The organism is Streptomyces sp. NPDC057565, from assembly GCF_042801455.1.
Taxonomy (GTDB): Bacteria; Actinomycetota; Actinomycetes; order Streptomycetales; family Streptomycetaceae; genus Streptomyces; species Streptomyces yanii.
Genome location: NZ_JBHVFU010000006.1, coordinates 1 through 20,492, shown reverse-complemented (window position 1 = coordinate 20,492; position 20,492 = coordinate 1). Strand labels below are relative to the sequence as shown.

Here is a 20,492-nt window from a genome sequence, read left to right as displayed (position 1 = left end):
GAGGAAAGGGTACGCCCGGCGCGCATACGTGCTTCGGCGCCAGATATTTCGTTGACGAATAATTCGGTGCCGAAATAGATTTCCTCGCATGCCGCATCCCTTGCGCACGCGCGCCTTCCGCCTGCTCTTCATCGGACGCACCCTCTCCCTCCTCGGCGACGCCGCCATCCCCGCCGCCCTCTCCCTCGCCGTCTACCTGGCCACCGGCTCGACCACCGCCCTCGCCCTGGTGCTGGCGTGCGCGATGGTGCCCAAGCTGCTCCTGCTGCCCCTCGGCGGCGTCGTGGGCGACCGCTTCAACGCCCGCACGGTGGCGCTCACCACCGATCTCGTACGGTGCGCCACCCAGCTCTTCGTCGGCGTGGAACTGCTCGGCGGTGAACCGCGGCTCTGGCAGATCGCGGTCGCCGAGGTGATCGGCGGCGCGGCCGGCGCCTTCGCCATGCCGACCATGTCGCCACTGATCCGCGGCGCGGTGGAAGCTCCGGGCCTGCTGCGCGCCAACTCCCTGATGGCGGTCGCCACCAGCGCGACCCGGCTCGGCGGCCCGGCCGTCGCCGGAACGCTGATCCTCACCGCGGGCCCCGGCTGGGCATTCGTGCTGGACGGCGCGAGCTTCGCGGTGAGCGCCGCGCTCCTGTCCACCATCAAGGTCCGGCACGTACCGATACCGCACCGCTCGGTGCTCGCGGACCTCAAGGAGGGCTGGGGCGAGGTCCGCGGCCGCGACTGGTACTGGACGAGCCTGATCGCCCACTCCACATGGAACGGCGCGGCGGCCGTCCTGATGACCCTGGGGCCGGCGCTGGCCGTCGAGGGCATGGGCGGCGAGGGCGCCTGGATCGCCCTGCTCCAGACCGGCGCGGTCGGCCTCCTCCTCGGCTCGCTGCTGGCCGGGCGCGCCCGACCGCGCCGCCCGGTCCTGGCCGCCAACCTGGGCCTCGCCACGTACGCACTCCCCCTCGGCCTCCTCGCGGCCGGCGCCCCCGCCCCGCTGACCATCGCCGGGTACGGCATCGCGCTTGCGGGACTCGGCTTCCTCGGCCCGGTCTGGGACACCTCGGTCCAGTCCGCGGTACCCGCCCACGCACTGGCCCGCGTGACCTCGTACGACTGGCTGCTCTCCCTCGGCGCGATGCCCCTGGGCTACGCCCTGGCGCCGGTCGCGGCCACGGCCTGGGGCCCCGAAGTCCCGCTCGCCGTCACCGCCGCGATGGTCGGTGCGGCCTGTCTGGCGACGGCTGCGGTACCGGGCGTACGGCGGTTCAGGGCGCCTGCGCCCCAGACCGGGGCAGCCGGGGAGAAGCACCCCCGAGTACCCGCTTGAACATGTTCAAATTCAGGTCTAGAGTCCACGACAACGGCTTTTGAACGCGTTCAAGGGAGGGTGGGGCATGGACCTCACTGTTGTGGCGTACGTCGTCTACCTGCTGATCAGCGTGGGGCTCACAGTGTGGGTCGCCCGCACGCTGAGCCGTAACGGAAAGGTCTTCCTCGCCGACGTCCTGCACGGGAACGAGAAGCTCGCCGATGCCGTCAACCACCTGCTGGTGGTCGGCTTCTACCTGGTCAACCTCGGATTCGTCGCCCTCTACCTGAAGAACGCAGACGGGGTCGCCGACACCCGTGGGCTCTTCGAGGCGCTCTCGGTGAAGGTCGGCGTCGTCCTGCTCGTCCTCGGAGTGATGCACCTCGGGAACGTCTACGTGCTCAACAAGATCCGCCGCCGCGGGCTGATGGAGCGTGAGCAGACCCCGCCGGTACCGCCGCAGGGCTGGACGGGCCCCGCCGGCCAGGGCCCGTGGGCCGCACCCGCCACAGGCCGGTGACCGGGCCGGTGGCGGGTGCGGCCGACCGGGGGCGGACGCCCGTCGAGGGGCTCACCGTGCTCTACGACGCGCGGTGCCCGCTCTGCGTCCATCTGCGCCACTGGCTGATGAAGCAGCGTCAGCTCGTCCCGCTCGATCTCGTCCCGGCGGCCTCCGAGGAGGCACGCCGCCGCTTCCCCGCGCTCGACCACTCCGGGACGCTCTCCGAGATCACCGTGATCGGCGACCGGGGGCAGATCTACCGGGGGACCTCCGCCTGGATCGTCTGCCTCTGGGCGCTGGCCGAACACCGGCCCAGGGCGCACTGGCTGGCCACCCCCGCGGGGCTGCCGTTCGCCCGGGCGTCCGTGCTCGCCGCCGCGAAGTACCGGTCGCTGACCGCGGCGCCCTGCGGCCCCGGGGACGGAGCGTGCCAGGTCCCCGGCGCGGAGGATCAGGACGGACGGCTACCCTCGGGGCTGTGGTGAAGGAAGCGAAGGACGCGAAGGAAGCCAAGGCTCCCAAGAGCGAGCAGACCCGCACACTCATTCTCGAAACGGCGCTCCGGCTCTTCGAGGAACGCGGCTACGACAAGACGACGATGCGGGCCATCGCGCAGGAGGCCGGGGTCTCCGTCGGCAACGCCTACTACTACTTCACGGGAAAGGACGCTCTCGTCCAGAGCTTCTACGACCGGCTCGCCGCGGAGCACGAGGCGGCGGTGAAGCCGGTCCTGGAAGGCGACAAGGACCTGGCCGTGCGCATTCGCGGGGTACTGCTCAGCTGGCTCGACGTGGCCGAGCCGTACCGCCGCTTCGCCACCCAGTTCTTCAAGAACGCCGCCGATCCGGAAAGCCCGCTCTCCCCGTTCTCCGAGGAGTCGGTCGCGGCCCGGGAGGCGGCGATCTCCATTCATGAGCGGTGCCTGCGCGGCTCCAGCACCAGGACCGACCCCGACATGACCGACGTGCTGCCGCAGTTGATGTGGCTGATACAGATGGGTCTGGTGCTGTTCTGGGTGTACGACCGGACGGAGGGCGCCGAGCGCAGCCGCCGCCTCGTCGAGCGCACCGCACCGATCGGTGCTCGGGCGATCGCGCTCTCCCGGTTCCGGGTGCTGCGACCGCTCGTACGGCAGATCCACGACGTGCTGGCGGACTTCCTGCCCGGGTCGGTGAAACAGCCGACCACCGCGCAGCCGGGCCGCGAGAAGGCGTAAAAGGCCGGGGCCGACCGGAGACCTCGCACACGGTGTGCGGCAGTCTCCGGCCGGCCCCGGCCCTTTGCGGTTTCCTGGGACCAGGGGTGGGCGGATCGTGGCCCCGGCCCTAGGGCCTCCCGTCCGGAACGTGCCGTGCTCGCCGGGTTCGGCGCACCCCAGTGATCCAGCCTGATCCAGACGAAAGAACCAGCGCCGCTCCCGGCACCAGTGCCGTGAGGGGCACTAGATCCAGTTGAGTTCCCACAGTCGCCAGATGCCCGTGCCGTCCGACAGGTACTGCGAACCGGCGACATCGGTCTTGCTGACGACGTAGTCCTTCTTCTGCCACAGCGGCACGAGCGGCACGTCCTCACCCACCAGCGCCTGGAGCTCCTTGAAGTCCTGCGAGGTACGGCTGCGGTCGCTGTACTGCAGCGTGGCCGAGATCAGGTCGTCCATCTTCTTGCTGGTGTAGCCGTTGTGAAGGCTGCTGTCGCGGCCGACGAGCGGCTGGCTGAAGGTGTCGGGGTCCGGGTAGTCGGGCAGCCATCCGACGGTGTACGCGTCGTACTTGCCGGCCGCGTAACCCTTCTGGAAGTCCTGCCAGTCCACAGCCTTGACCGAGACCTTGAACAGCCCGTTCGCCTCCAGCTGGCGGCGGAGCTCGGCGGTCTCCTTCGTGTACGCGTCGTCGGCGCGGTAGGCGAAGGTGATGTGCAGCGGGGTCTGCACGCCCGCCTCCTGCATCAGCCGCTTGGCGCGCTCCGGGTCGGGCGTCGGGTAGGCGTCGAAGAACGGCGTGCTGTGCCCGATGTAGCCCTGCGGGATCAGCGAGTAGAGCGGTTCGACGGTGCTCTTGTAGACATCCGTCACCAGCGGCCCGCGGTCGATGATGGACGCGATGGCCTGCCGGACCTTCTTGTCGGCGAGGGGGGACCCGGCGCGCACGTTGAAGACCAGGTTGCGGATCTCGGCGCTGTCCGCCTCGGTGATGCGCATGTCGGGGTCGCCGGGGTTCAGCTCGGCGAGCGTGGACGGCGGCAGCTGCCGGTGCGTCACATCGACCTGTCCTGATTTCCAGGCCGCCAGGAGCTCATCCGACTGCTTGTAGTAGCGGACGGTGACGGGGACGCCGGTCTTCTTCAGCGCGCCCTTGTACCGGGTGTTCGGGACCAGCTGCGCCTCGACGCCCGGTTCGTACGACTTCAGGACGTACGGCCCCGAGCCGTCGACCGTGGTTCCGGTGCGGAGCTTGTCCGCCGGATACTCCTCGCGGTCGACGATCGAACCGGCTCCGGTGGCGAGCTTCTGCGGGAAGGTCGCGTCACGCGAGGAGAGGTTGAAGGTGATCGTGCGGCCTTCGGACACCACGTTCTTGAGGCTGGGGAACAGGACCGACGGACCGACGTCCGTCTTGATCTTGATCATGCGCTCGATGGAGTACTCGACATCGGCGGCGGTCATCTTCCGGCCGCTGGCGAAGGTCAGGTCGTCGCGCAGTTTGCACTGGTACGTCTGGAGCTTCTGGCCGATGAACCCACAGCTCTCGGCGGCGTCCGGCTCCGGGACGATCGCCCCGGACTTGAACGTCATGAGGGACTGATAGAGGTTGCTGTACATCGCCCAGGAACCGGCGTCGTACGCACCGGCCGGATCGAGGGACGTCACCTCGTCCGTCGTCCCGACCATGATCGGATCGCTCTTCACCTCGTTCGAGGGAAGCAACTGCCAGGCGACGACGCCTGCGATGACCAAAACCGCGAGAATCGCGAGAATCCGTAGCCGGATCGACCGCATTGCCGTGCTCTCCCTTAACAGCCCCACCTGGGCAGATGCGCTCAGAAACGCACATCACCGTGCTCACGGTCAGCCAATCACACGATTTTCACATCTGGAAGAGGAAATCCGTATCTCATAGCCTTTTGTTCGACAGTTGAAACCTCAGCTGGGCCGAACGGCTGAAAACTGTGGAGACACCGTGCAGTTGAGTCGTCCCTTTTGTGCCGTTACGCCTGACGGGACGCCAGGTGGACGACGGTGATGTCGGAGGGGGCGCCGACCCGCACGGGCGGACCCCAGGCACCCGCGCCCCGAGAGACGTACAACTGGGTATCGCCGTAGCGCTCCAGGCCGGCGACCGTGGGGTTGGCGAGTTCGGCGACGTAGTTGCCCGGCCAGAGCTGGCCGCCGTGGGTGTGGCCCGAAAGCTGGAGATCCACGCCGTACGAGACCGCGTCGTCGATGACGACCGGCTGATGGGCGAGGAGGACGGAGGCGCGGGTCCGGTCCCGGTCGCCCAGGGCGCGCTCGAAATCCGGGCCCTGCCCCTCGCTCTCACCGGCGACGTCATTGACCCCGGCGAGATCGAAACCGCCGATCTCGACTCGGGCGTTCTCCAGTGGGCGCAGGCCCAATTCCCTTACGTGATGGACCCATTGGGCCGCACCGGAGAAATACTCATGGTTGCCGGTGACGAAGAACGCGCCATGGCGGGCCTCCAGCTGGGCGAGCGGCTCGGCGGCCGGCCCCAGGTCGGCGACGGAGCCGTCGACGAGGTCCCCGACGACGGCGATCAGATCGGGCTGGGTCCGGTTGATCGTGTCGACGATCCGCTGGGTGTGAGCGCGGCCCAGGATCGGGCCGAGATGGATGTCGCTGACGACAGCGATCCGGAAGCCGTGCGCGCCGCGGGGCAGTTTGGCGAGCGGGACGGTGACCTGCTTGACGCGCGGGCCGCGCAGCACGCCGTAGGTGCCGTAGCCGACGGTGCCGAGCCCGGCGACGGCGGCCGCGCCCCCGACAGCGCGCGCGACGAACAGACGGCGGGTTGGGTCGGCGGGGGCGGTGACGGGGGCGTCGGCGACGAGGGTGGCGGCGGCTCCGCCCACGGCCGTACGGGCCGGAGAGTTCCCTGCCGCGGGTGCTTCGACCTGAGATGAAAGGGATTCGGCCGAATCGTTCTCGGTAGCCGTACCGCCGCCCGCCCGGCGCGCGAGGACTCGCCGCAGAACAGGCCGTACCGCCTCGCCCACCAGCAGAGCCAGCGTCAGGTACAGCAGCGCCGCCAGCCACAGATAGCCCGGCCAGGCCAGCACCTGCTGCAGCCAGAACGGGGCGCCCGTCCGTCCCGAGACGAGGGCGCCGACGCTCAGCAGCGGCAACAGCCAGACCGCCGCCGTGCCCACCCGGCGCAGCGTGCCGCCCGGGGCCGTCGTGTCGGCGACGAAGCGGCGCCACACATAGCGGTGCACACCGACGAGCAGCGCGAGGACCGCCAGCGCCACCAGAACGAAGACCACTGCCACGTCACTCCCCCACCCATGTGCGGCTCTCGGTACGCCTGCGCCTTGTGCGCCGACGCTTCGTACACCTATGTCCGGTCGCCGCGCGGCCGGTTATGAACGTTCGCGGTGCAGCGCCCTGAGTCCGCGGAACCCGATCAGACCGACCGCCGTCCCCAGGAGAAAGGACGTGATGGCGAGCAGCAGATGGACCCAGAAGTACGCAGTCGGGTCACCCGCGTCGTCGAAGGCAAGTCCACTGCCGTCTTTCCATAGATTCTTGGCGAAAGTGACCCAAATGACCCAGCTCCACACCCCGAAGGCGAGCAGGAACCAGGAAACGGGGCGGCTGAGCTTCATGGATCCAGTATCGCCACCGCGCTCCGGCCGGAGCGCCCGGGGTGGACTGTCCCAGCGTCGCGGACGGCCGGTGAGCAGGTCCGCAACACTCGTCACATCATCAGCCTGTACGTTTCCGACCGTGCCCGCTCTGAAAAAGACCGCGCTGACGGTCATCTCCGCCGCCCTGTTGTCCACTTTCGTCATCAGTCCCGCGTCAGCGGTCGACAAGGACACCACCGACGACCCGAAGCCGACCGCCCCGATGTCGAAGGTCGGCGGCGCGCGGCTCGGCCGGGTCGGCACCCAGGTCGAACTGGGTTCCGGCGCCCCGGTGCTGCCGAAGGACCTCACCGGGCGGTCCTGGATCGTCGCGGACGCGGAGAGCGGTGAGGTGCTCGCCTCGCACAACTCTCACTGGCGGCTGCCCCCCGCGTCCACCCTGAAGATGCTGTTCGCCGACACGGTCATGGACTCGCCCGAACTGCAGCCGAAGACCCTGCGGCACAAGGTGACGAACGAGGACCTCGCCGGTGTCGGCGAGGGCAGCAGCCTGGTCGGCGTCAAGGAACATCTGACCTACACGGTCCACGACCTGTGGCTCGGCGTCTTCCTGCGCTCCGGCAACGACGCGGTACATGTGCTGTCCGCGATGTACGGAGGTGTGCCCCGGACCGTCGCCGCCATGCAGGCACGCGCCGAGGAGCTGCAGGCCCTCGACACGAACGTGGTGTCTCCCGACGGATACGACGCACCCGAACAGGTCTCCAGCGCGTACGACCTCACCCTGTTCGCCCGCAGCGGGCTGCAGAAGGAGGACTTCCGCGAGTACTGCTCGACGGCCACGGCCGACTTCCCCGGGGAGAAGAAGAAGGGGAAGAAGCGCGGGACCTTCGAGATCCAGAACACCAACCGGCTGCTCACCGGCGCAGGCGTCGAACCGTACAAGGGCATCGCAGGCGTCAAGAACGGCTACACCACGCATGCGGGCAACACCTTCACGGGCGTCGCCGAGCGCAACGGCAAGGTGCTGCTCGTCACCGTCATGAACCCGTCGTCGAAGGAGCCCCACGCCGTCTACAAGGAGGCCGCGAGCCTGCTCGACTGGGGCTTCGACGCGGCCGGCAAGGTGACCCCGGTCGGCGAACTGGTCCCCCCGAAGTCTGCACAGACGGGCACCGGGAAGGGCACGGAATCGGCCAACGGCAACAGCGCCTCGGGCACCTCCGGCTCGGGAAGCAAGAGTGCGGGCAAGCACGGTCCGGCCGCCACCGCGGCGGCGGCCACCCAGGGCTCCAGCGGGGTCGGGATCGCACTGGGGATCGTCGGCGGGGTGCTGGTGCTGCTGGCCGGCGGCGTATTCCTGGTCAACCGGCGCTGGCCGCTGCCGGACCTGGTGCGCCGCCTCCCTCGCCGCTGACGTCCGCGCCGCCCGCCCCGATGCCCTTGCTGCTCGGCGTCGCCGTCCAGGCGGCGCAGAACAGCAGCAGCCTCGCCGTGAAGTTGATCCACAGCAGGAGAGCGACCGGCACACCGAAGGCGCCGTACATGCTCTTCGACGCGACACTCTTCATATAGCTGCCGAGCAGCAGCTTGAGGAGTTCGAAGCCGATCGCGCCGATCACCGCCGCTGTCAGCAGCCTGCGCCGCGGCGGCTTCACGCCCGGCAGCAGTGTCAGCAGATAGAGCAGCAGCAGGAAATCGGCGACAGCCGCCACGAGCAGGGCCACGGTCTGCAGCAGCACTCCGCCCGCGCCACGGTTGGGGATGCCCAGGAAGCCGGCGGTCCAGCCGACCGCGGTGGAACCCGCCGTGGACGTGGCAAGGGTGACGAGCGCGGCTCCGCCGAGGCCGATCAGCAGTCCGGCGTCCTTGAGCTTGCGGACGACCGGATTGCCCTCGTCCACATCGTCCTTCTCCCAGACCGCGCGCAGACAGCCCCGCATCGCACCGATCCAGCCGATGCCGGTGAAGAGCAGCAGTGCACCGGCGACCAGCCCGACCGTGCCCGCATTGGCCACCAGATTGCTGATGCCCAGCTGGTCGGAGATGCCCGGCACCTGGTCGGCGATCGACTTCTCGATCTTGTGCAGCTGCTCGTCGGAGAGCAGCGCGGCGCCGATCGCCGCGCCGACCGCGATCAGCGGGAAGAGCGCCAGGAAGCTGATGAAGGTGATCGCGGCGGCGAGCCTGGTCCAGTGGACCATGTCCAGCCGTTCGTACGAGCGCCAGGCGTGCGTCATCATCAGCCGGGCGACGAGTGGCCCGATGACGGGAAGATTCTTCAGCCAGTCCATGACGTGCGCGTACCCTCCTGGGCGCGGAAAACCGGTGTACGGGCCCGGGCACGCGGGCGCCGGGTGGTGTCGGGCCGGGCCCGTGGGCGACACGGCCGGACGGACCAACTGCACCACAGAGCCGCGGGCGTCGACGGCGACCAACACCCGGTACGGCCGAGGCGGAACCCGGCAGGCGGGACCGTCACAGGTCGGCGACCGCCGGCCCGTACGCACAGCGGGGCGAGTACCCATCGGTCGGCGAAGAGCCTCGCATCGCGCACCCGGCCCCCCCTTCCGGGTCTTCCCGAAGCTAACTCTTCTGGTCAGCAAAGGAAGTTGCGCGTCATTGATGAGCCAAACTCCTTCAATCGCCCATTTCGGTGAGCTGTGTAACAAATCCCTCAAAGGTGTTTTCTCGGGCGATACGGTCACCACCATGTCTGTCGACACCGTCTCCCTGACCGGCTGGGGCCGTACCGCCCCGACGACCGCCCTGCGGTTCCGTCCCCGTACGTACGAGGAGGCGGCGGTCGCGGTGCGCGGCTGCGGACCCCGTGGTTCCATCGCGCGCGGTCTGGGCCGGGCCTACGGCGACGCGGCACAGAACGCGGGCGGCTCCGTCCTCGACATGACCGCGCTGAACCGGATCCGCACCATCGACGCCGCCACCGGTCTGGTGGTGTGCGACGCGGGCGTGAGCCTGCACCGGCTGATGGAGGTACTGCTGCCGCTCGGCTGGTTCGTGCCGGTGACTCCCGGGACCCGTTACGTCACCGTGGGCGGAGCGATCGGCGCCGACATCCACGGCAGGAACCATCACGTCTCCGGCTCCTTCTCCCGCCACGTACAGGACATGGAGCTGCTGACCGCCGACGGCGGCATCCGTACGGTCCGGCCCGGCACCGCTCTCTTCGACGCGACCGCGGGCGGCATGGGACTGACCGGGGTGATCCTCTCGGCCACGCTCCGGTTCCAGCCCGTCGCGACGTCGATGATGTCGGTCACCACCGAACGGGCTGTCGATCTGGACGACTTGATGGCCCGGCTCACCGCCTCCGACCACCGCTACCACTACTCGGCCGCCTGGATCGACCTCCTCGCCCGGGGCAGGGCGACCGGGCGTTCCGTACTCACCCGAGGGGAGCACGCGCCCCTGCATGTGCTCCCGGCGCGCGCCCGGCGCACACCGCTCGCGTTCCGCCCGGGACAGCTGCCCGTCGCGCCCGCGTTCGTACCGCACGGACTGCTCGGCCGCACCTCTGTCGCCCTGTTCAACGAGCTCTGGTATCGCAGGGCCCCCACGTACCGCATCGGCGAACTCCAGAAGCTGTCCACGTACTTCCACCCGCTGGACGGCGTGCCGCACTGGAACCGGGTGTACGGCCGCGGCGGCTTCGTGCCGTACCAGTTCGTCGTCGGATTCGGGCAGGAGGAGGCGCTGCGCCGGATCGTGCGCCGGATCTCGCGACGGCGCTGCCCGTCGTTCCTGGCCGTGCTCAAACGGTTCGGAAACGGCGATCCGGGCTGGCTGTCGTTCCCGATGCCCGGCTGGACGCTCGCCCTCGACCTGCCCGCCACGCTGCCGGACCTGGCCCGCTTCCTCGACGAGCTGGACGAGGAGGTCGCGACGGCCGGTGGCCGCGTCTACCTGGCGAAGGATTCCCGGCTGCGGCCCGAGACGCTGGCCGCGATGTATCCGCGGCTGCCCGAATTCCGGGCGCTGCGCGCCGAACTCGACCCGGACGGGGCGTTCCGTTCGGACCTTTCCCGCCGCCTCGGCCTCTGAGTCCACGCACTGCCCGCTCCCTCCTCCCCCGCCGCCCCCCGCTAGGAGTGTTTTCGTGAAGGACGCCTTCGGTGCCCCGCAGTCCCTGCTCGTCCTCGGTGGGACATCGGCGATCGGGCTCGCCACCGCGCGCCGGCTGATCGCCCGCCGCACCCGCACGGTCTGGCTGGCCGGACGCCCCTCCCCCGCCCTGGAATCGGCCGCGGCCGAACTGCGGGAACTGGGTGCGTACGTCCATACCGTCGCCTTCGACGCCCTCGACTCCGAGTCCCACGAGACCGCTCTCGGCAAGATCTTCGCCGAGGGCGACATCGACATGGTGCTGCTCGCGTTCGGCATCCTCGGGGACCAGGGACGCGACGAGGAGGAACCGCTCTCCGCGGTCCGGGTCGCCCAGACCAACTACACCGGCGCCGTCTCCGCCGGACTGGTGTGCGCCGGCGCACTCCAGGCGCAGGGGCACGGATCGCTGGTGGTGCTGTCCTCGGTGGCGGGTGAGCGTGCCCGGCGCGCCAACTTCATCTACGGGTCGAGCAAGGCGGGCCTGGACGCGTTCGCCCAGGGGCTGGGGGACGCGCTGCACGGCACGGGGGTGCATGTGATGGTCGTACGGCCCGGCTTCGTGCGGTCGAAGATGACGGTGGGGATGCCGGAGGCACCGCTCGCGACAACCCCGGACGCGGTCGCGGAGGCGATCGTGAGGGGACTGCGGCGGCGCTCGGAGACGGTGTGGGTACCGGGGGCGCTGCGGGTGGTGATGTCGGCGCTGCGGCACGTGCCACGGCCGCTCTTCCGGCGCCTGCCGGTCTGAGCGCAACGCTCGGCCCGGTGCACTCTCTGTCGTGCACCAGGCCGTTACCGACGCCTCAGGGCCGCAGGGACGGCTCGTCCACCGAGCTGCCGCCCTGCGCGGGCACGACGGGCGCGCTGCCCCCGGCCCCGAACGGGAACTCGTTGATCTTGCGCCAGACGGCGTCCGGGCCCTGTTCGTACAGCGCGAAGGAGCCGCAGGTCCAGGACGCCTCGTAGTCGGCGAGCTCCTCGTACGCCCGGTCCATCGCCTGCTCCGGGATGTCGTGCGCCACGGTCACATGCGGGTGGTACGGGAACTGCAGATCGCGCATCAGCGGGCCGGACGCGTCCCGCACCCGCTTCTGCAGCCAGGAGCAGGCAGACGCGCCCTCGACGACCTGGACGAAGACGACCGGCGACAGGGGGCGGAAGGTCCCCGTGCCGGACAGCCGCATCGGGAAGGGACGGCCACCTGTCGCGATCTCGGCGAGATGCCGCTCGATCGCGGGCAGGTCGGCCGCCTCCGCCTCGGTCGGCGGGAGAAGCGTGACGTGGGTGGGAATGCCGTATGCGGCAGGATCCCCGAAGCTCGCGCGCCGCTCCTGGAGCAGGCTGCCGTAGGGCTCCGGGACCGCGATCGAAACGCCGAGCGTAACGGTCCCCACGTCGTTCTCCTCACTCTTCGAAGTCGGTGACCGGCGTGCCGTCGTCACCGCGGTCGATGGCTGGATTCAGACCATCACCGGGGTTGGTCTCCCACCGCCAGTGTGCAGCCTCGAGCCGTCATCTCGCCAGGGTCCTTGGACTCAGTGCTTCGCGGGCAGAAAGCCCATCCGGTCGTACGTCCGGGCCAGGGTCTCGGCGGCCACCGCCCGGGCCTTCTCCGCCCCCTTGGCCAGGATCGAGTCCAGCGTCTCCGGGTCGTCGAGATATTCCTCGGTACGGGTCCGGAACGGTGTGACGAACTCGACCATGACCTCTGCGAGGTCGGTCTTCAACGCACCGTAGCCCTTGCCCTCGTACTTCTGCTCCAGTTCCGCGACACCCGTGCCGGTGAGGGTGGAGTAGATGGTCAGGAGGTTGCTGACACCTGGCTTGTTCTCGACGTCGTACCGGATGACCGTGTCGGTGTCGGTGACCGCGCTCTTGACCTTCTTGGCCGTGGTCTTCGGCTCGTCGAGCAGGTTGATCAGGCCCTTCGGCGTGGACGCCGACTTGCTCATCTTGATCGAGGGGTCCTGCAGGTCGTAGATCTTCGCCGTCTCCTTGAGGATGTACGGCGCCGGGATGGTGAACGTGTCACCGAACCGGCCGTTGAAACGCTCGGCGAGGTCGCGGGTGAGCTCGATGTGCTGGCGCTGGTCCTCGCCGACCGGGACCTGGTGGGCCTGGTAGAGCAGGATGTCCGCGACCTGGAGGACCGGGTACGTGAAGAGGCCGACGGTCGCCCGGTCGGCGCCCTGCTTGGCGGACTTGTCCTTGAACTGCGTCATTCGGGAGGCCTCGCCGAAACCGGTGAGGCAATTCATGACCCAGCCGAGCTGGGCGTGCTCCGGGACATGGCTCTGGACGAAGAGCGTGCAGCGCTCGGGGTCGAGACCGGCGGCCAGCAGCTGGGCGGCCGCGAGCCGGGTGTTCGCACGCAGCTCCGCGGGATCCTGCGGAACGGTGATCGCATGCAGGTCCACAACCATGTAGAAGGCGTCGTGGGACTCCTGCAGCGCCACCCACTGGCGGACTGCACCGAGGTAGTTGCCGAGGTGGAACGAGCCTGCGGTGGGCTGGATTCCGGAGAGCACGCGGGGGCGTTCAGAGGCCATAGAACTCATTGTCTCAGGTACGGAACCGATCCCCGGCAGCCGGTGTATGAAAGGTGTGAGGACGCCGGAGGGGGCCCTGCAGAGGGGCCGGGAGGGGGGCCGCGCCGTCGAGGACAGGGGTGCGGACCGCGCTCCCGGGCGTGCCGGAGGGCAGGCCGAGGGGCGGGCCGAACAGCGGACCGGGACTCGTGCAGAGGCGCAGGAAGGGGCGCCGGCAGAGGGCGAGGCTGCGGTGATCGCTCGTGTGCGCGCCGGAGAGGCGGAGGCATACGCGCAGCTGGTGCGCGCCCACACGGGCGTAGCGCTGCGGGCCGCGGTCGCCTTCGGGGCGGGGGCCGAGGCGGAGGATGTGGTGCAGTCCGCGTTCTTCAAGGCGTATCAGTCGCTCGGGCGATTCCGGGAAGGCGCGGCGTTCCGTCCGTGGCTGCTGCGGATCGTCGTGAACGAGACGAGGAACTCACTCCGGTCGGCGGGCCGGGCGCGGGCTGTGGCCGGGCGCGAGGCGGTGCTGCGGGGCGCCGAGCCGGTGATACCGGAGTCGGCGGATCCGGCGGTGGCGGCGCTCGCGGATGAGCGGCGGACGCTGCTGACAGCCGCGCTCGACGAGCTGAGCGAGGAGCATCGGCAGGTGGTCACCTACCGATACCTGCTGGAGATGGACGAGGCGGAGACGGCACGGACGCTGGGCTGGCCACGGGGGACGGTGAAGTCCCGGCTGAACCGTGCGCTGAAGAAGCTGGAGAAGAAGCTCGGGACCGGGGTGGGAGGGGGTGACGCGGGATGACGGGTGTGAATGATCCGGACCGGGCGCGCCTGCGGGTGGAGCTGCTGGCGCTGGGGCGCGGGATGGAGGTCCCCGAGCCGGAGGGCGGCGGGCTGACGATGGCCGAGCGGGTGCTGGCGCAGATCGTCGCCGAAGCGGTCCCGGTGCCCGTGCCGGTACCCCCGGGACGGCTGGAGCGGGCCGGGGCGTGGGCCCGTCGGCGGGCCCGCCCGGTGGCTGCGGCTCTCTCGGGTCTCCTGGTCGTGCTGGTGCTGACGCCTCCGGTGCGGGCGACGGTCGCCGACTGGTTCGACTTCGGCGGGGTGGACGTGCGGTACGACCCGTCCGCGCCGGCCCCCGCGCGGCCGGGAGCGCCGGTGCCGGGCTGCGGCACCCCGGTGACGACGGAGGAGGCGGCGCGGCGGTCGGGCTTCCGGCCGGTCGTGCCCGGGACGCTCGGTGCGCCGGACGCGGTGTCCGTGTCGGGGCTGCCGGAGGGCCGGTGGATGGTCACGCTGTGCTGGCAGGAGGAGGGGCGGACGATACGGCTCGACGAGTTCGCGGCGCCGCTGGATCCGTACTTCACCAAACAGGTGCGGGAACAGCCTGAGTGGCTGAAGGTGGCCGACGGCCGCGGCGGCGCGGTGGACGGCCTCTGGTTCGCGAGGCCGCATGTGCTGCGGTTCGGCATGGTCGACGGGAACAGCGTGCGGTGGTCACGGTCCCAACGGACTGCCGGACCGACCCTGTTGTGGGTGAAGGACGGGCGGATGACACTGCGGCTGGAGGGCGTGGCATCGCGGGAGCGGGCCCGTTCGATCGCCGGTTCAGTGCTCTGACCGTCCGGAAAAACGGTCGGCCCGGGAGGGGAACCTGCGGGGCCCGGGCGGTGTACCAGAGGTGACACGGTACGGGCGGTCCGTACCGGACAGCGCAAGGGGGACGTCATGCGAAAGCCAGGAGGCCGGCTCGCGGAACAACAGCCGGGCGTTCGATCCACCCGGCGGCCGGTGGGCCGCTTCCGATTTCTGCGACGGCTGGCCGTGCCGGCGGCGGCGGTGTGCGGGCTGAGCCTCTGTCTCGCTCCGGGTGCGGTGGCGGGCGGGCCGACGACGGTGCTGGTCGCCTCACCGGACAGCGGGAAGGCGACCGCGCTCTCCGTCTCGGATCCGAGATACACCAAGCTGGAGGCGCTGCTTGGTCAGGCGGGCGAAGGCGACAAGGAGCGGCCCCAGAGCCTGGACGGGGCGGTGGGGACGCGGCAGATCAATGTGACCTGGATGGTCCACGACCTGGAGCCGATGCGGACCGACCGGGTCTTCCCGGGAGACGATCCGGACACGGTCTGGATACACACGGCTTCCGAAGTTCCCTATACCTACCGCGGGTACTGGCACCGGGCGAAGAAGCCGGCGGAGCTGGTCGCGCTGTTCAAGCAGCTCGGGCTGCTGGGGAAGAAGAGCAGCGAGGAGGCGTATGCGGCGCTGTTCCCGCAGCCGTGGGAGGACAGCGGGCAGTCCGCCCCGCAGGGGCGCGCGGCGGGCCCCGCACCGGCACCGTGGCCCTCCGCGTCCGCCGCCCCGACGGCGGCCGGCTCGTCCGACCGCTTCAACGGTGTGTGGTGGGCCGTACCCGGGCTGGTGGCAGGGGCGGCGCTCGCCCTGGCCCTGCGGCCGCTGGCGTCCCGTCGGGGCGGCGGAGGCGAGGGCGGGGGCGAGGGCCGGTACGGCCGGGAGACCGGTCCACGTCAGGAACTCCTCGACCTCTGACTGCGCAAACGCATGGGCGCGCCGTGGATTGAAGGTTTCCTCCCCGAGGATCCGACCGACGATACAAAGTGGGCATTGCCCCAGCCCACGCCGCACGACGAACGGAGATCCCGTGTCGACCACGGAAACTGCCATCGCCTCCGCCGAGGCGCACAGCGCGCACAACTACCATCCGCTTCCGGTCGTCGTCGCCTCGGCGGACGGCGCCTGGATGACCGACGTCGAGGGTCGGCGGTACCTCGACATGCTCGCGGGCTATTCGGCGCTCAACTTCGGCCATGGCAACCGGCGTCTGATCGAGGCCGCCAAGGCGCAGCTGGACCGGGTGACCCTGACCTCGCGCGCCTTCCACCACGACCGGTTCGCCGATTTCTGCACGCAGCTCGCCGAGTTGTGCGGCATGGAGATGGTGCTGCCGATGAACACGGGGGCGGAGGCCGTGGAGACGGCGGTCAAGACCGCCCGCAAGTGGGGTTACCAGGTCAAGGACATCCCGGACGGCATGGCGAAGATCATCGTCGCCGCGAACAACTTCCACGGCCGGACGACGACCATCATCAGCTTCTCCACGGACCAGGAGGCTCGTGCGGACTTCGGCCCGTACACGCCGGGGTTCGAGATCGTGCCGTACGGGGACCTCACCGCGCTCCGTGCGGCGATGACCGAGAACACCGTGGCGGTCCTGATGGAGCCGATCCAGGGCGAGGCCGGGGTGCTGGTGCCGCCGCCCGGCTATCTCCCCGGGGTGCGCGAGCTGACCCGAGAGCGGAATGTGCTGTTCATCGCGGACGAGATCCAGTCGGGTCTGGGCCGGACGGGCAAGACCTTCGCCTGTGAGCACGAGGGCGTCGTGCCGGACATGTACGTGCTCGGCAAGGCGCTGGGCGGCGGCGTGGTCCCGGTGTCGGCCGTCGTCTCGTCGGCCGAGGTGCTGGGGGTCTACCGGCCCGGTGAGCACGGTTCGACGTTCGGTGGGAATCCGCTCGCCTGCGCGGTCGCACTGGAAGTCATCGCGATGCTGCGTACCGGTGAATTCCAGCAACGGGCAACGGAGTTGGGTGACCACCTCCATCAGGAGCTGGGGCTGCTGGTGGGCGGCGGCGCCGTGGAGGCGGTGCGGGGCCGAGGGCTGTGGGCGGGCGTGGACATCGTCCCGAGCCGCGGCACGGGCCGGGAGATCTCCGAGAAGCTGATGGACCGGCGGGTGCTGGTCAAGGACACCCACGGTTCGACGATCCGGATCGCCCCGCCCCTGGTGATCAGCAAGGAAGACCTGGACTGGGGCCTGGAGCAACTCCGGGAGGTGCTGCGCGGCTGACCGGACGCGCATGTCGCCCCCGGCCGACCCTCGGAGCGATCTCGGCCGGCGGGCGCACCGAGCACGTCCGGCGGTTGAGGACGAGGCGGGCACCGGGTGCCTCGGCCGACTCGTGACGAGCCCTCCGCCTCCCCGGCCCCCGGCCCCGCGTCCCCGACCCCGCGCACCCGACCCCGAGGGTCGGCGCCGCGCTAGAGGATGACGTGGGGCAGGAAGCGGGCGTACTCGTCCGTGACCAGCCCCGCCGATTCCCGGATGCCGAGCCCTGCCGCCTCGTCCTCGACGACCCAGGCACCGAGCACCACCCGATTGCCGTCGAAGTCCGGCAGAGGCGCCAACTCCTGGTAGCAGCACGGCTCGTCCCGTATCACCGCGGGGCTTCCCGGTTCATGGATCGTGACACCGGCGCCCTCACGGCCGAGCAACGGCTTGGCGACATAGCCACGGCCGCCCTTCCCGTCCGCGGCGAGTTCGCGGGGGCCGTCCAGATAGGAGGGCAGCAGATTCGGGTGGCCCGGAAAGATCTCCCAGAGGATGGCCAGCAGCGCCTTGTTGGAGAGGAGCATCTTCCAGGCGGGTTCGATCCAGCACGTGGTGCCGGTTCCGCCCCCGTTGTCGAGGGTGTCCAGGACATGCGGGCCGAAGCGGTCGGTCGCCAGCCACTCCCACGGGTACAGCTTGAAGCAGCTCCGGATGAAGCGGAGCCGCTCGTCGACGAACCGTCCGGTCAACCGGTCCCAGCCGATCTGTTCGACGGAGAGTGCCTCGGTGTCGATCCCGGCCTGTTCGGCGGTCTCGCGCAGATACGCGACCGTCATCAGGTCCTCGCCGAGTTCGTCTCCTTCGGAGTGGGCGAAGTGCAACGGCCCCGGTGGCAGCAGTGCGGCCTGCCGCTTCCATGCGGCGACGAGACGCTCATGAAGGGAGTTCCACTGGTCGGCGTCAGGGAAGCGGTCCTCCATCCAGAACCACTGGGCGCCGGCTGCCTCCACGAGTGAGGTGGGGGTGTCGGCGTTGTACTCCAGCATCTTCGCCGGGCCGGTCCCGTCGTAGCGCAGGTCGAACCGGCCATACAGGGAAGGAAGTTCGCTGCGGCGCTGCCAGGATTCGGTGATCAGGGCGGCCAGTCGGCGGTCGGTGATGCCGAGCTCGGTGAAGCGGTCCTGGTCGACGATGTGCGCGGCGGCGGCCAGACACATGGTGTGCAGTTCCTCGACGACGTCCTCCAGTGCCTCGACCTCGGGCAGCGAGAAGACGTAGTAGGCGCTCTCGTCCCAGTACGGGCGCAGGGATCCGTCCGGGTAGCGGGTCAGCGGGTAGACGATCCCCTGCTCTTCGACCGTCTCCTGCCAGCCGGGGCGCGGCTGCGCGGTGCGGCGTTCCATGACCGGTCAGCCACCGCTCGTGCCGGAGCAGCCGAAGCCGCCGCGGTCGACGGCGGACTTGTCGAAACTGCCGCCCTGCACGGTGCCCCCCTTGGAGGTGCCGCCGTAGTAGTAGTCGCCCTTGCCGCTGCTGTTCTTGCACTCGTAGCTCGGCAGCTTGGAGTGGGTGACCGGGTCCACGCACCGTTTGTCCGGCTCCGAACCGCAGGAGGTGATCGCCGCCGCGAGAACGCCCATGGAACCGAGCACCACCGTGCTCGACCTCAATCTGCGCTTGGCCATTCTTCTGTCTCCCCGTTGTCCGGTTCACGCCATAGGAACGTTCGTCAGATTAGAGGGCTGCTGGATTCGGCCGGAACCCGGTGGGTCAGGACCCCCACGTAGAGTCCCCATGTGCTCTTCGGGATGATCTGCGCGCTCGGATCCGCTGTCTGCTTCGGTACGGCCTCCGTCCTCCAGGCCGTAGCCGCGCGGGCCGCCGCCGGGCCGGGGTCCGGTGCGGGGGTCGATCCGGCGCTGTTGCTGCGCGCCGTGCGGCAGTGGCGCTACATGGCCGGACTCGCTCTCGACGGCTGCGGTTTCGTCCTCCAGATCATCGCCCTGCGCTCCCTGCCGATCTATGCGGTGGGCGCCGCCCTCGCCGCAAGTCTCGCGGTGACGGCCGTGGTCGCCGCACGCCTGCTGCACGTGCGGCTGAGCCGTACCGAGTGGGCCGCCGTCGGCGTGGTCTGCGCGGGTCTCGCCATGCTGGGGCTCGCCTCCGGCGGCGAGGGCGACCGGACCGGCTCGACCGCCCTGCGCTGGTGGATGCTCGGTATCGCACTGGGTGTCCTGCTGATCGGCGCGGCGGCCGGGCGGCTGCCGGAGAAGCCGCGCGCACTGGTGCTGGGGCTGGGGGCAGGGTGCGGTTTCGGGGTGGTCGAGGTCGCTGTGCGGCTGATCGACGACATCTCGCCGTCCGCGCTGGTCGCCAACCCGGCGACGTATGCGCTGCTGTTGGGCGGAGGTGCGGCGTTCCTGCTGCTCACGTCCGCGCTGCAGCGGGGCTCGGTGACGACGGCGACGGCCGGCATGGTGATCGGCGAGACGATCGGCCCGGCGCTGGTGGGCGTCGTCTGGCTCGGGGACCGTACGCGGGAGGGTCTCGGCTGGCTGGCGGTCACCGGGTTCGCGGTGGCGGTCGCGGGCGCGCTGGCGCTGACCCGGTTCGGCGAGGCCCCGGCGGACACCCCCGGGCCGGCAGTCCCGGGCGCACGGTAGGGCGTACTGCGCCGGTGCGCTCTCCCCGCCCCTAAGAGGAGCTCCTTTAAGCTTGACTATTAACCCCACCAAGATCATGTCTTGGTGGGGTTCGTCGTTCGCCTGACAGCTGGGCGGCCCTTGCGTGATCGTGTCTTCTCGCTGAAGTCGACAACGGATCTACCCAAAGGCCGTGATGGACAGTCTGCAAGACGATGCCGCGCGCGTCGAGGCTCTGGCCGGGTTGTCCCGGTTTCGCTGCGAGTTCTACGAGTGCCTGCCCCTGCGGGCGGATGCCCTGTTCGAGCTGACGGACGCGGTCCTGTGCGCCGACGGGCCGGTCATCTCGCTGCCGGAGCTGTCCCTGGAACCGGTGCACCGGCGCGGGCACGGGGCGATGTACGACGCGCTCGCCCAGGGGCACATCACCGTGTCCCGCCTCCGCATGGCGCTGGCCGGCCTTGATCTGCCGCGCGGGACGGACCGGCAGCTGTCCATCGCGCTGGACGTCACTCCCTGGCCACGCCCGGACGCCGAGTGCTCGCCGCAGCGGTTGCACTGCCACCGCCCGTGCCGCTGCGACGGCGTGCGCCAGACCATCCCCGCCTGGCCCTACCAGGTCGCCGCCGCCCTCGGCGGTGGGCGCTCCTCGTGGACCGGCCCGCTGGACGCAGTGCGACTGGGCCCCGAGGACGACCCCACCGAGGTCACC

The 20,492-nt window shown here is 70.1% G+C and carries 21 protein-coding genes; 13 read left to right on the top strand and 8 right to left on the bottom strand.

The window, feature by feature from the left end; translation table 11 throughout:
• The first annotated feature begins 88 nt into the window (after window positions 1–88).
• From ACFU8W_RS14630 to ACFU8W_RS14615, 4 genes are all read left to right on the top strand, one after another.
• Window positions 89–1,327 carry an MFS transporter gene (locus ACFU8W_RS14630; protein ID WP_384036292.1) on the top strand — a complete coding sequence of 413 codons (1,239 nt, stop codon included), beginning with the start codon at window positions 89–91 and terminating at the stop codon, window positions 1,325–1,327.
• Between the two features lie 67 nt (window positions 1,328–1,394).
• The gene (locus ACFU8W_RS14625) at window positions 1,395–1,829 is read left to right on the top strand and encodes a hypothetical protein (protein WP_345515104.1); all 435 of its coding nucleotides are present in this window, start codon (window positions 1,395–1,397) and stop codon (window positions 1,827–1,829) included.
• Window positions 1,826–2,296 carry a thiol-disulfide oxidoreductase DCC family protein gene (locus ACFU8W_RS14620; RefSeq protein WP_384036288.1) on the top strand — a complete coding sequence of 157 codons (471 nt, stop codon included), beginning with the start codon at window positions 1,826–1,828 and terminating at the stop codon, window positions 2,294–2,296. Before ACFU8W_RS14625 ends, ACFU8W_RS14620 begins: the two co-directional genes overlap by 4 nt.
• Entirely contained in the window at window positions 2,290–3,027 is a 738-nt protein-coding gene (locus ACFU8W_RS14615) for a TetR family transcriptional regulator (protein WP_345515101.1), read from the top strand. Before ACFU8W_RS14620 ends, ACFU8W_RS14615 begins: the two co-directional genes overlap by 7 nt.
• 225 nt (window positions 3,028–3,252) lie before the next feature.
• Here ACFU8W_RS14615 and ACFU8W_RS14610 read toward each other — a convergent pair whose 3' ends face one another.
• The 3 genes from ACFU8W_RS14610 to ACFU8W_RS14600 form a co-directional block, all read right to left on the bottom strand.
• A complete protein-coding gene (locus ACFU8W_RS14610) occupies window positions 3,253–4,806 on the bottom strand; it encodes an ABC transporter substrate-binding protein (RefSeq protein ID WP_384036285.1) in 1,554 nt (517 codons plus the stop codon).
• A 209-nt stretch (window positions 4,807–5,015) separates the two neighbouring features.
• Window positions 5,016–6,308: a metallophosphoesterase gene (locus tag ACFU8W_RS14605; RefSeq protein WP_384037102.1), complete on the bottom strand. Its 1,293-nt coding sequence runs from the start codon at window positions 6,306–6,308 to the stop codon at window positions 5,016–5,018.
• 96 nt (window positions 6,309–6,404) lie between these two features.
• Entirely contained in the window at window positions 6,405–6,650 is a 246-nt protein-coding gene (locus tag ACFU8W_RS14600) for an SCO4848 family membrane protein (protein ID WP_266982362.1), read from the bottom strand.
• 121 nt (window positions 6,651–6,771) lie between these two features.
• Between ACFU8W_RS14600 and ACFU8W_RS14595 the strand changes: the two genes are divergently transcribed.
• Window positions 6,772–8,049, top strand: coding sequence for a D-alanyl-D-alanine carboxypeptidase family protein (locus tag ACFU8W_RS14595; RefSeq protein ID WP_384036281.1), 1,278 nt, complete (start codon window positions 6,772–6,774; stop codon window positions 8,047–8,049).
• Here ACFU8W_RS14595 and ACFU8W_RS14590 read toward each other — a convergent pair.
• Window positions 7,997–8,926 (bottom strand): YihY/virulence factor BrkB family protein, encoded by a 930-nt coding sequence (locus ACFU8W_RS14590; protein WP_384036278.1) that lies wholly within the window; start codon window positions 8,924–8,926, stop codon window positions 7,997–7,999. The genes ACFU8W_RS14595 and ACFU8W_RS14590 overlap by 53 nt on opposite strands.
• A 418-nt stretch (window positions 8,927–9,344) precedes the next feature.
• Between ACFU8W_RS14590 and ACFU8W_RS14585 the strand changes: the two genes are divergently transcribed.
• A complete protein-coding gene (locus ACFU8W_RS14585; protein ID WP_345515091.1) occupies window positions 9,345–10,694 on the top strand; it encodes an FAD-binding oxidoreductase in 1,350 nt (449 codons plus the stop codon).
• Between the two features lie 55 nt (window positions 10,695–10,749).
• On the top strand, window positions 10,750–11,505 hold the full coding sequence (locus tag ACFU8W_RS14580) for a decaprenylphospho-beta-D-erythro-pentofuranosid-2-ulose 2-reductase (protein WP_384036274.1): 756 nt from the start codon (window positions 10,750–10,752) through the stop codon (window positions 11,503–11,505).
• A 55-nt stretch (window positions 11,506–11,560) separates the two neighbouring features.
• Here ACFU8W_RS14580 and ACFU8W_RS14575 read toward each other — a convergent pair whose 3' ends face one another.
• Both ACFU8W_RS14575 and trpS read right to left on the bottom strand, forming a co-directional pair.
• Entirely contained in the window at window positions 11,561–12,151 is a 591-nt protein-coding gene (locus ACFU8W_RS14575) for a 2'-5' RNA ligase family protein (protein ID WP_384036271.1), read from the bottom strand.
• A 141-nt stretch (window positions 12,152–12,292) separates the two neighbouring features.
• Window positions 12,293–13,306 (bottom strand): tryptophan--tRNA ligase, encoded by a 1,014-nt coding sequence (trpS, locus tag ACFU8W_RS14570; protein WP_345515088.1) that lies wholly within the window; start codon window positions 13,304–13,306, stop codon window positions 12,293–12,295.
• A gap of 232 nt (window positions 13,307–13,538) precedes the next feature.
• On the opposite strand from trpS, the gene ACFU8W_RS14565 reads away from it, so the two are divergent.
• The 4 genes from ACFU8W_RS14565 (at window position 13,539) to rocD (ending at window position 17,156) form a co-directional block, all read left to right on the top strand.
• Window positions 13,539–14,090, top strand: coding sequence for an RNA polymerase sigma factor (locus tag ACFU8W_RS14565; protein WP_384036268.1), 552 nt, complete (start codon window positions 13,539–13,541; stop codon window positions 14,088–14,090).
• Complete coding sequence (locus ACFU8W_RS14560; protein WP_384036265.1) at window positions 14,087–14,908, top strand: hypothetical protein; 822 nt, start codon at window positions 14,087–14,089, stop codon at window positions 14,906–14,908. The genes ACFU8W_RS14565 and ACFU8W_RS14560 overlap by 4 nt, the downstream gene beginning before the upstream one ends.
• A 108-nt stretch (window positions 14,909–15,016) precedes the next feature.
• Window positions 15,017–15,838 carry a hypothetical protein gene (locus ACFU8W_RS14555; protein WP_384036262.1) on the top strand — a complete coding sequence of 274 codons (822 nt, stop codon included), beginning with the start codon at window positions 15,017–15,019 and terminating at the stop codon, window positions 15,836–15,838.
• Between the two features lie 112 nt (window positions 15,839–15,950).
• The gene (gene rocD, locus ACFU8W_RS14550) at window positions 15,951–17,156 is read left to right on the top strand and encodes an ornithine--oxo-acid transaminase (protein WP_266982380.1); all 1,206 of its coding nucleotides are present in this window, start codon (window positions 15,951–15,953) and stop codon (window positions 17,154–17,156) included.
• A gap of 191 nt (window positions 17,157–17,347) precedes the next feature.
• Here the strand turns inward: rocD and ACFU8W_RS14545 are convergent, their stop codons facing one another.
• Together ACFU8W_RS14545 and ACFU8W_RS14540 are read right to left on the bottom strand one after the other, a co-directional pair.
• The gene (locus ACFU8W_RS14545) at window positions 17,348–18,541 is read right to left on the bottom strand and encodes a glutathionylspermidine synthase family protein (protein ID WP_384036257.1); all 1,194 of its coding nucleotides are present in this window, start codon (window positions 18,539–18,541) and stop codon (window positions 17,348–17,350) included.
• Window positions 18,542–18,547: 6 nt separating this feature from the next.
• The gene (locus tag ACFU8W_RS14540) at window positions 18,548–18,823 is read right to left on the bottom strand and encodes a hypothetical protein (RefSeq protein WP_345515082.1); all 276 of its coding nucleotides are present in this window, start codon (window positions 18,821–18,823) and stop codon (window positions 18,548–18,550) included.
• A 123-nt stretch (window positions 18,824–18,946) separates the two neighbouring features.
• Here ACFU8W_RS14540 and ACFU8W_RS14535 point away from each other — a divergent pair, with 123 nt between their 5' ends.
• Window positions 18,947–19,801: a hypothetical protein gene (locus tag ACFU8W_RS14535; protein ID WP_384037099.1), complete on the top strand. Its 855-nt coding sequence runs from the start codon at window positions 18,947–18,949 to the stop codon at window positions 19,799–19,801.
• Window positions 19,802–19,976: 175 nt separating this feature from the next.
• Window positions 19,977–20,492 (top strand): transposase (locus ACFU8W_RS14530; protein WP_384036253.1); only part of this gene is annotated, 516 nt, incomplete at its 3' end.

Coding starts and splice junctions, on each gene's coding strand:
- ACFU8W_RS14555 (WP_384036262.1), top strand. CDS start 15,017: ATGCGAAAGCCAGGAGGCCGGCTCGCGGAACAACAGCCGGGCGTTCGA.
- ACFU8W_RS14625 (WP_345515104.1), top strand. CDS start 1,395: ATGGACCTCACTGTTGTGGCGTACGTCGTCTACCTGCTGATCAGCGTG.
- ACFU8W_RS14630 (WP_384036292.1), top strand. CDS start 89: ATGCCGCATCCCTTGCGCACGCGCGCCTTCCGCCTGCTCTTCATCGGA.
- ACFU8W_RS14540 (WP_345515082.1), bottom strand. CDS start 18,823: ATGGCCAAGCGCAGATTGAGGTCGAGCACGGTGGTGCTCGGTTCCATG.
- ACFU8W_RS14545 (WP_384036257.1), bottom strand. CDS start 18,541: ATGGAACGCCGCACCGCGCAGCCGCGCCCCGGCTGGCAGGAGACGGTC.
- ACFU8W_RS14560 (WP_384036265.1), top strand. CDS start 14,087: ATGACGGGTGTGAATGATCCGGACCGGGCGCGCCTGCGGGTGGAGCTG.
- ACFU8W_RS14535 (WP_384037099.1), top strand. CDS start 18,947: ATGATCTGCGCGCTCGGATCCGCTGTCTGCTTCGGTACGGCCTCCGTC.
- ACFU8W_RS14600 (WP_266982362.1), bottom strand. CDS start 6,650: ATGAAGCTCAGCCGCCCCGTTTCCTGGTTCCTGCTCGCCTTCGGGGTG.
- trpS (WP_345515088.1), bottom strand. CDS start 13,306: ATGGCCTCTGAACGCCCCCGCGTGCTCTCCGGAATCCAGCCCACCGCA.
- ACFU8W_RS14585 (WP_345515091.1), top strand. CDS start 9,345: ATGTCTGTCGACACCGTCTCCCTGACCGGCTGGGGCCGTACCGCCCCG.
- ACFU8W_RS14590 (WP_384036278.1), bottom strand. CDS start 8,926: ATGGACTGGCTGAAGAATCTTCCCGTCATCGGGCCACTCGTCGCCCGG.
- ACFU8W_RS14610 (WP_384036285.1), bottom strand. CDS start 4,806: ATGCGGTCGATCCGGCTACGGATTCTCGCGATTCTCGCGGTTTTGGTC.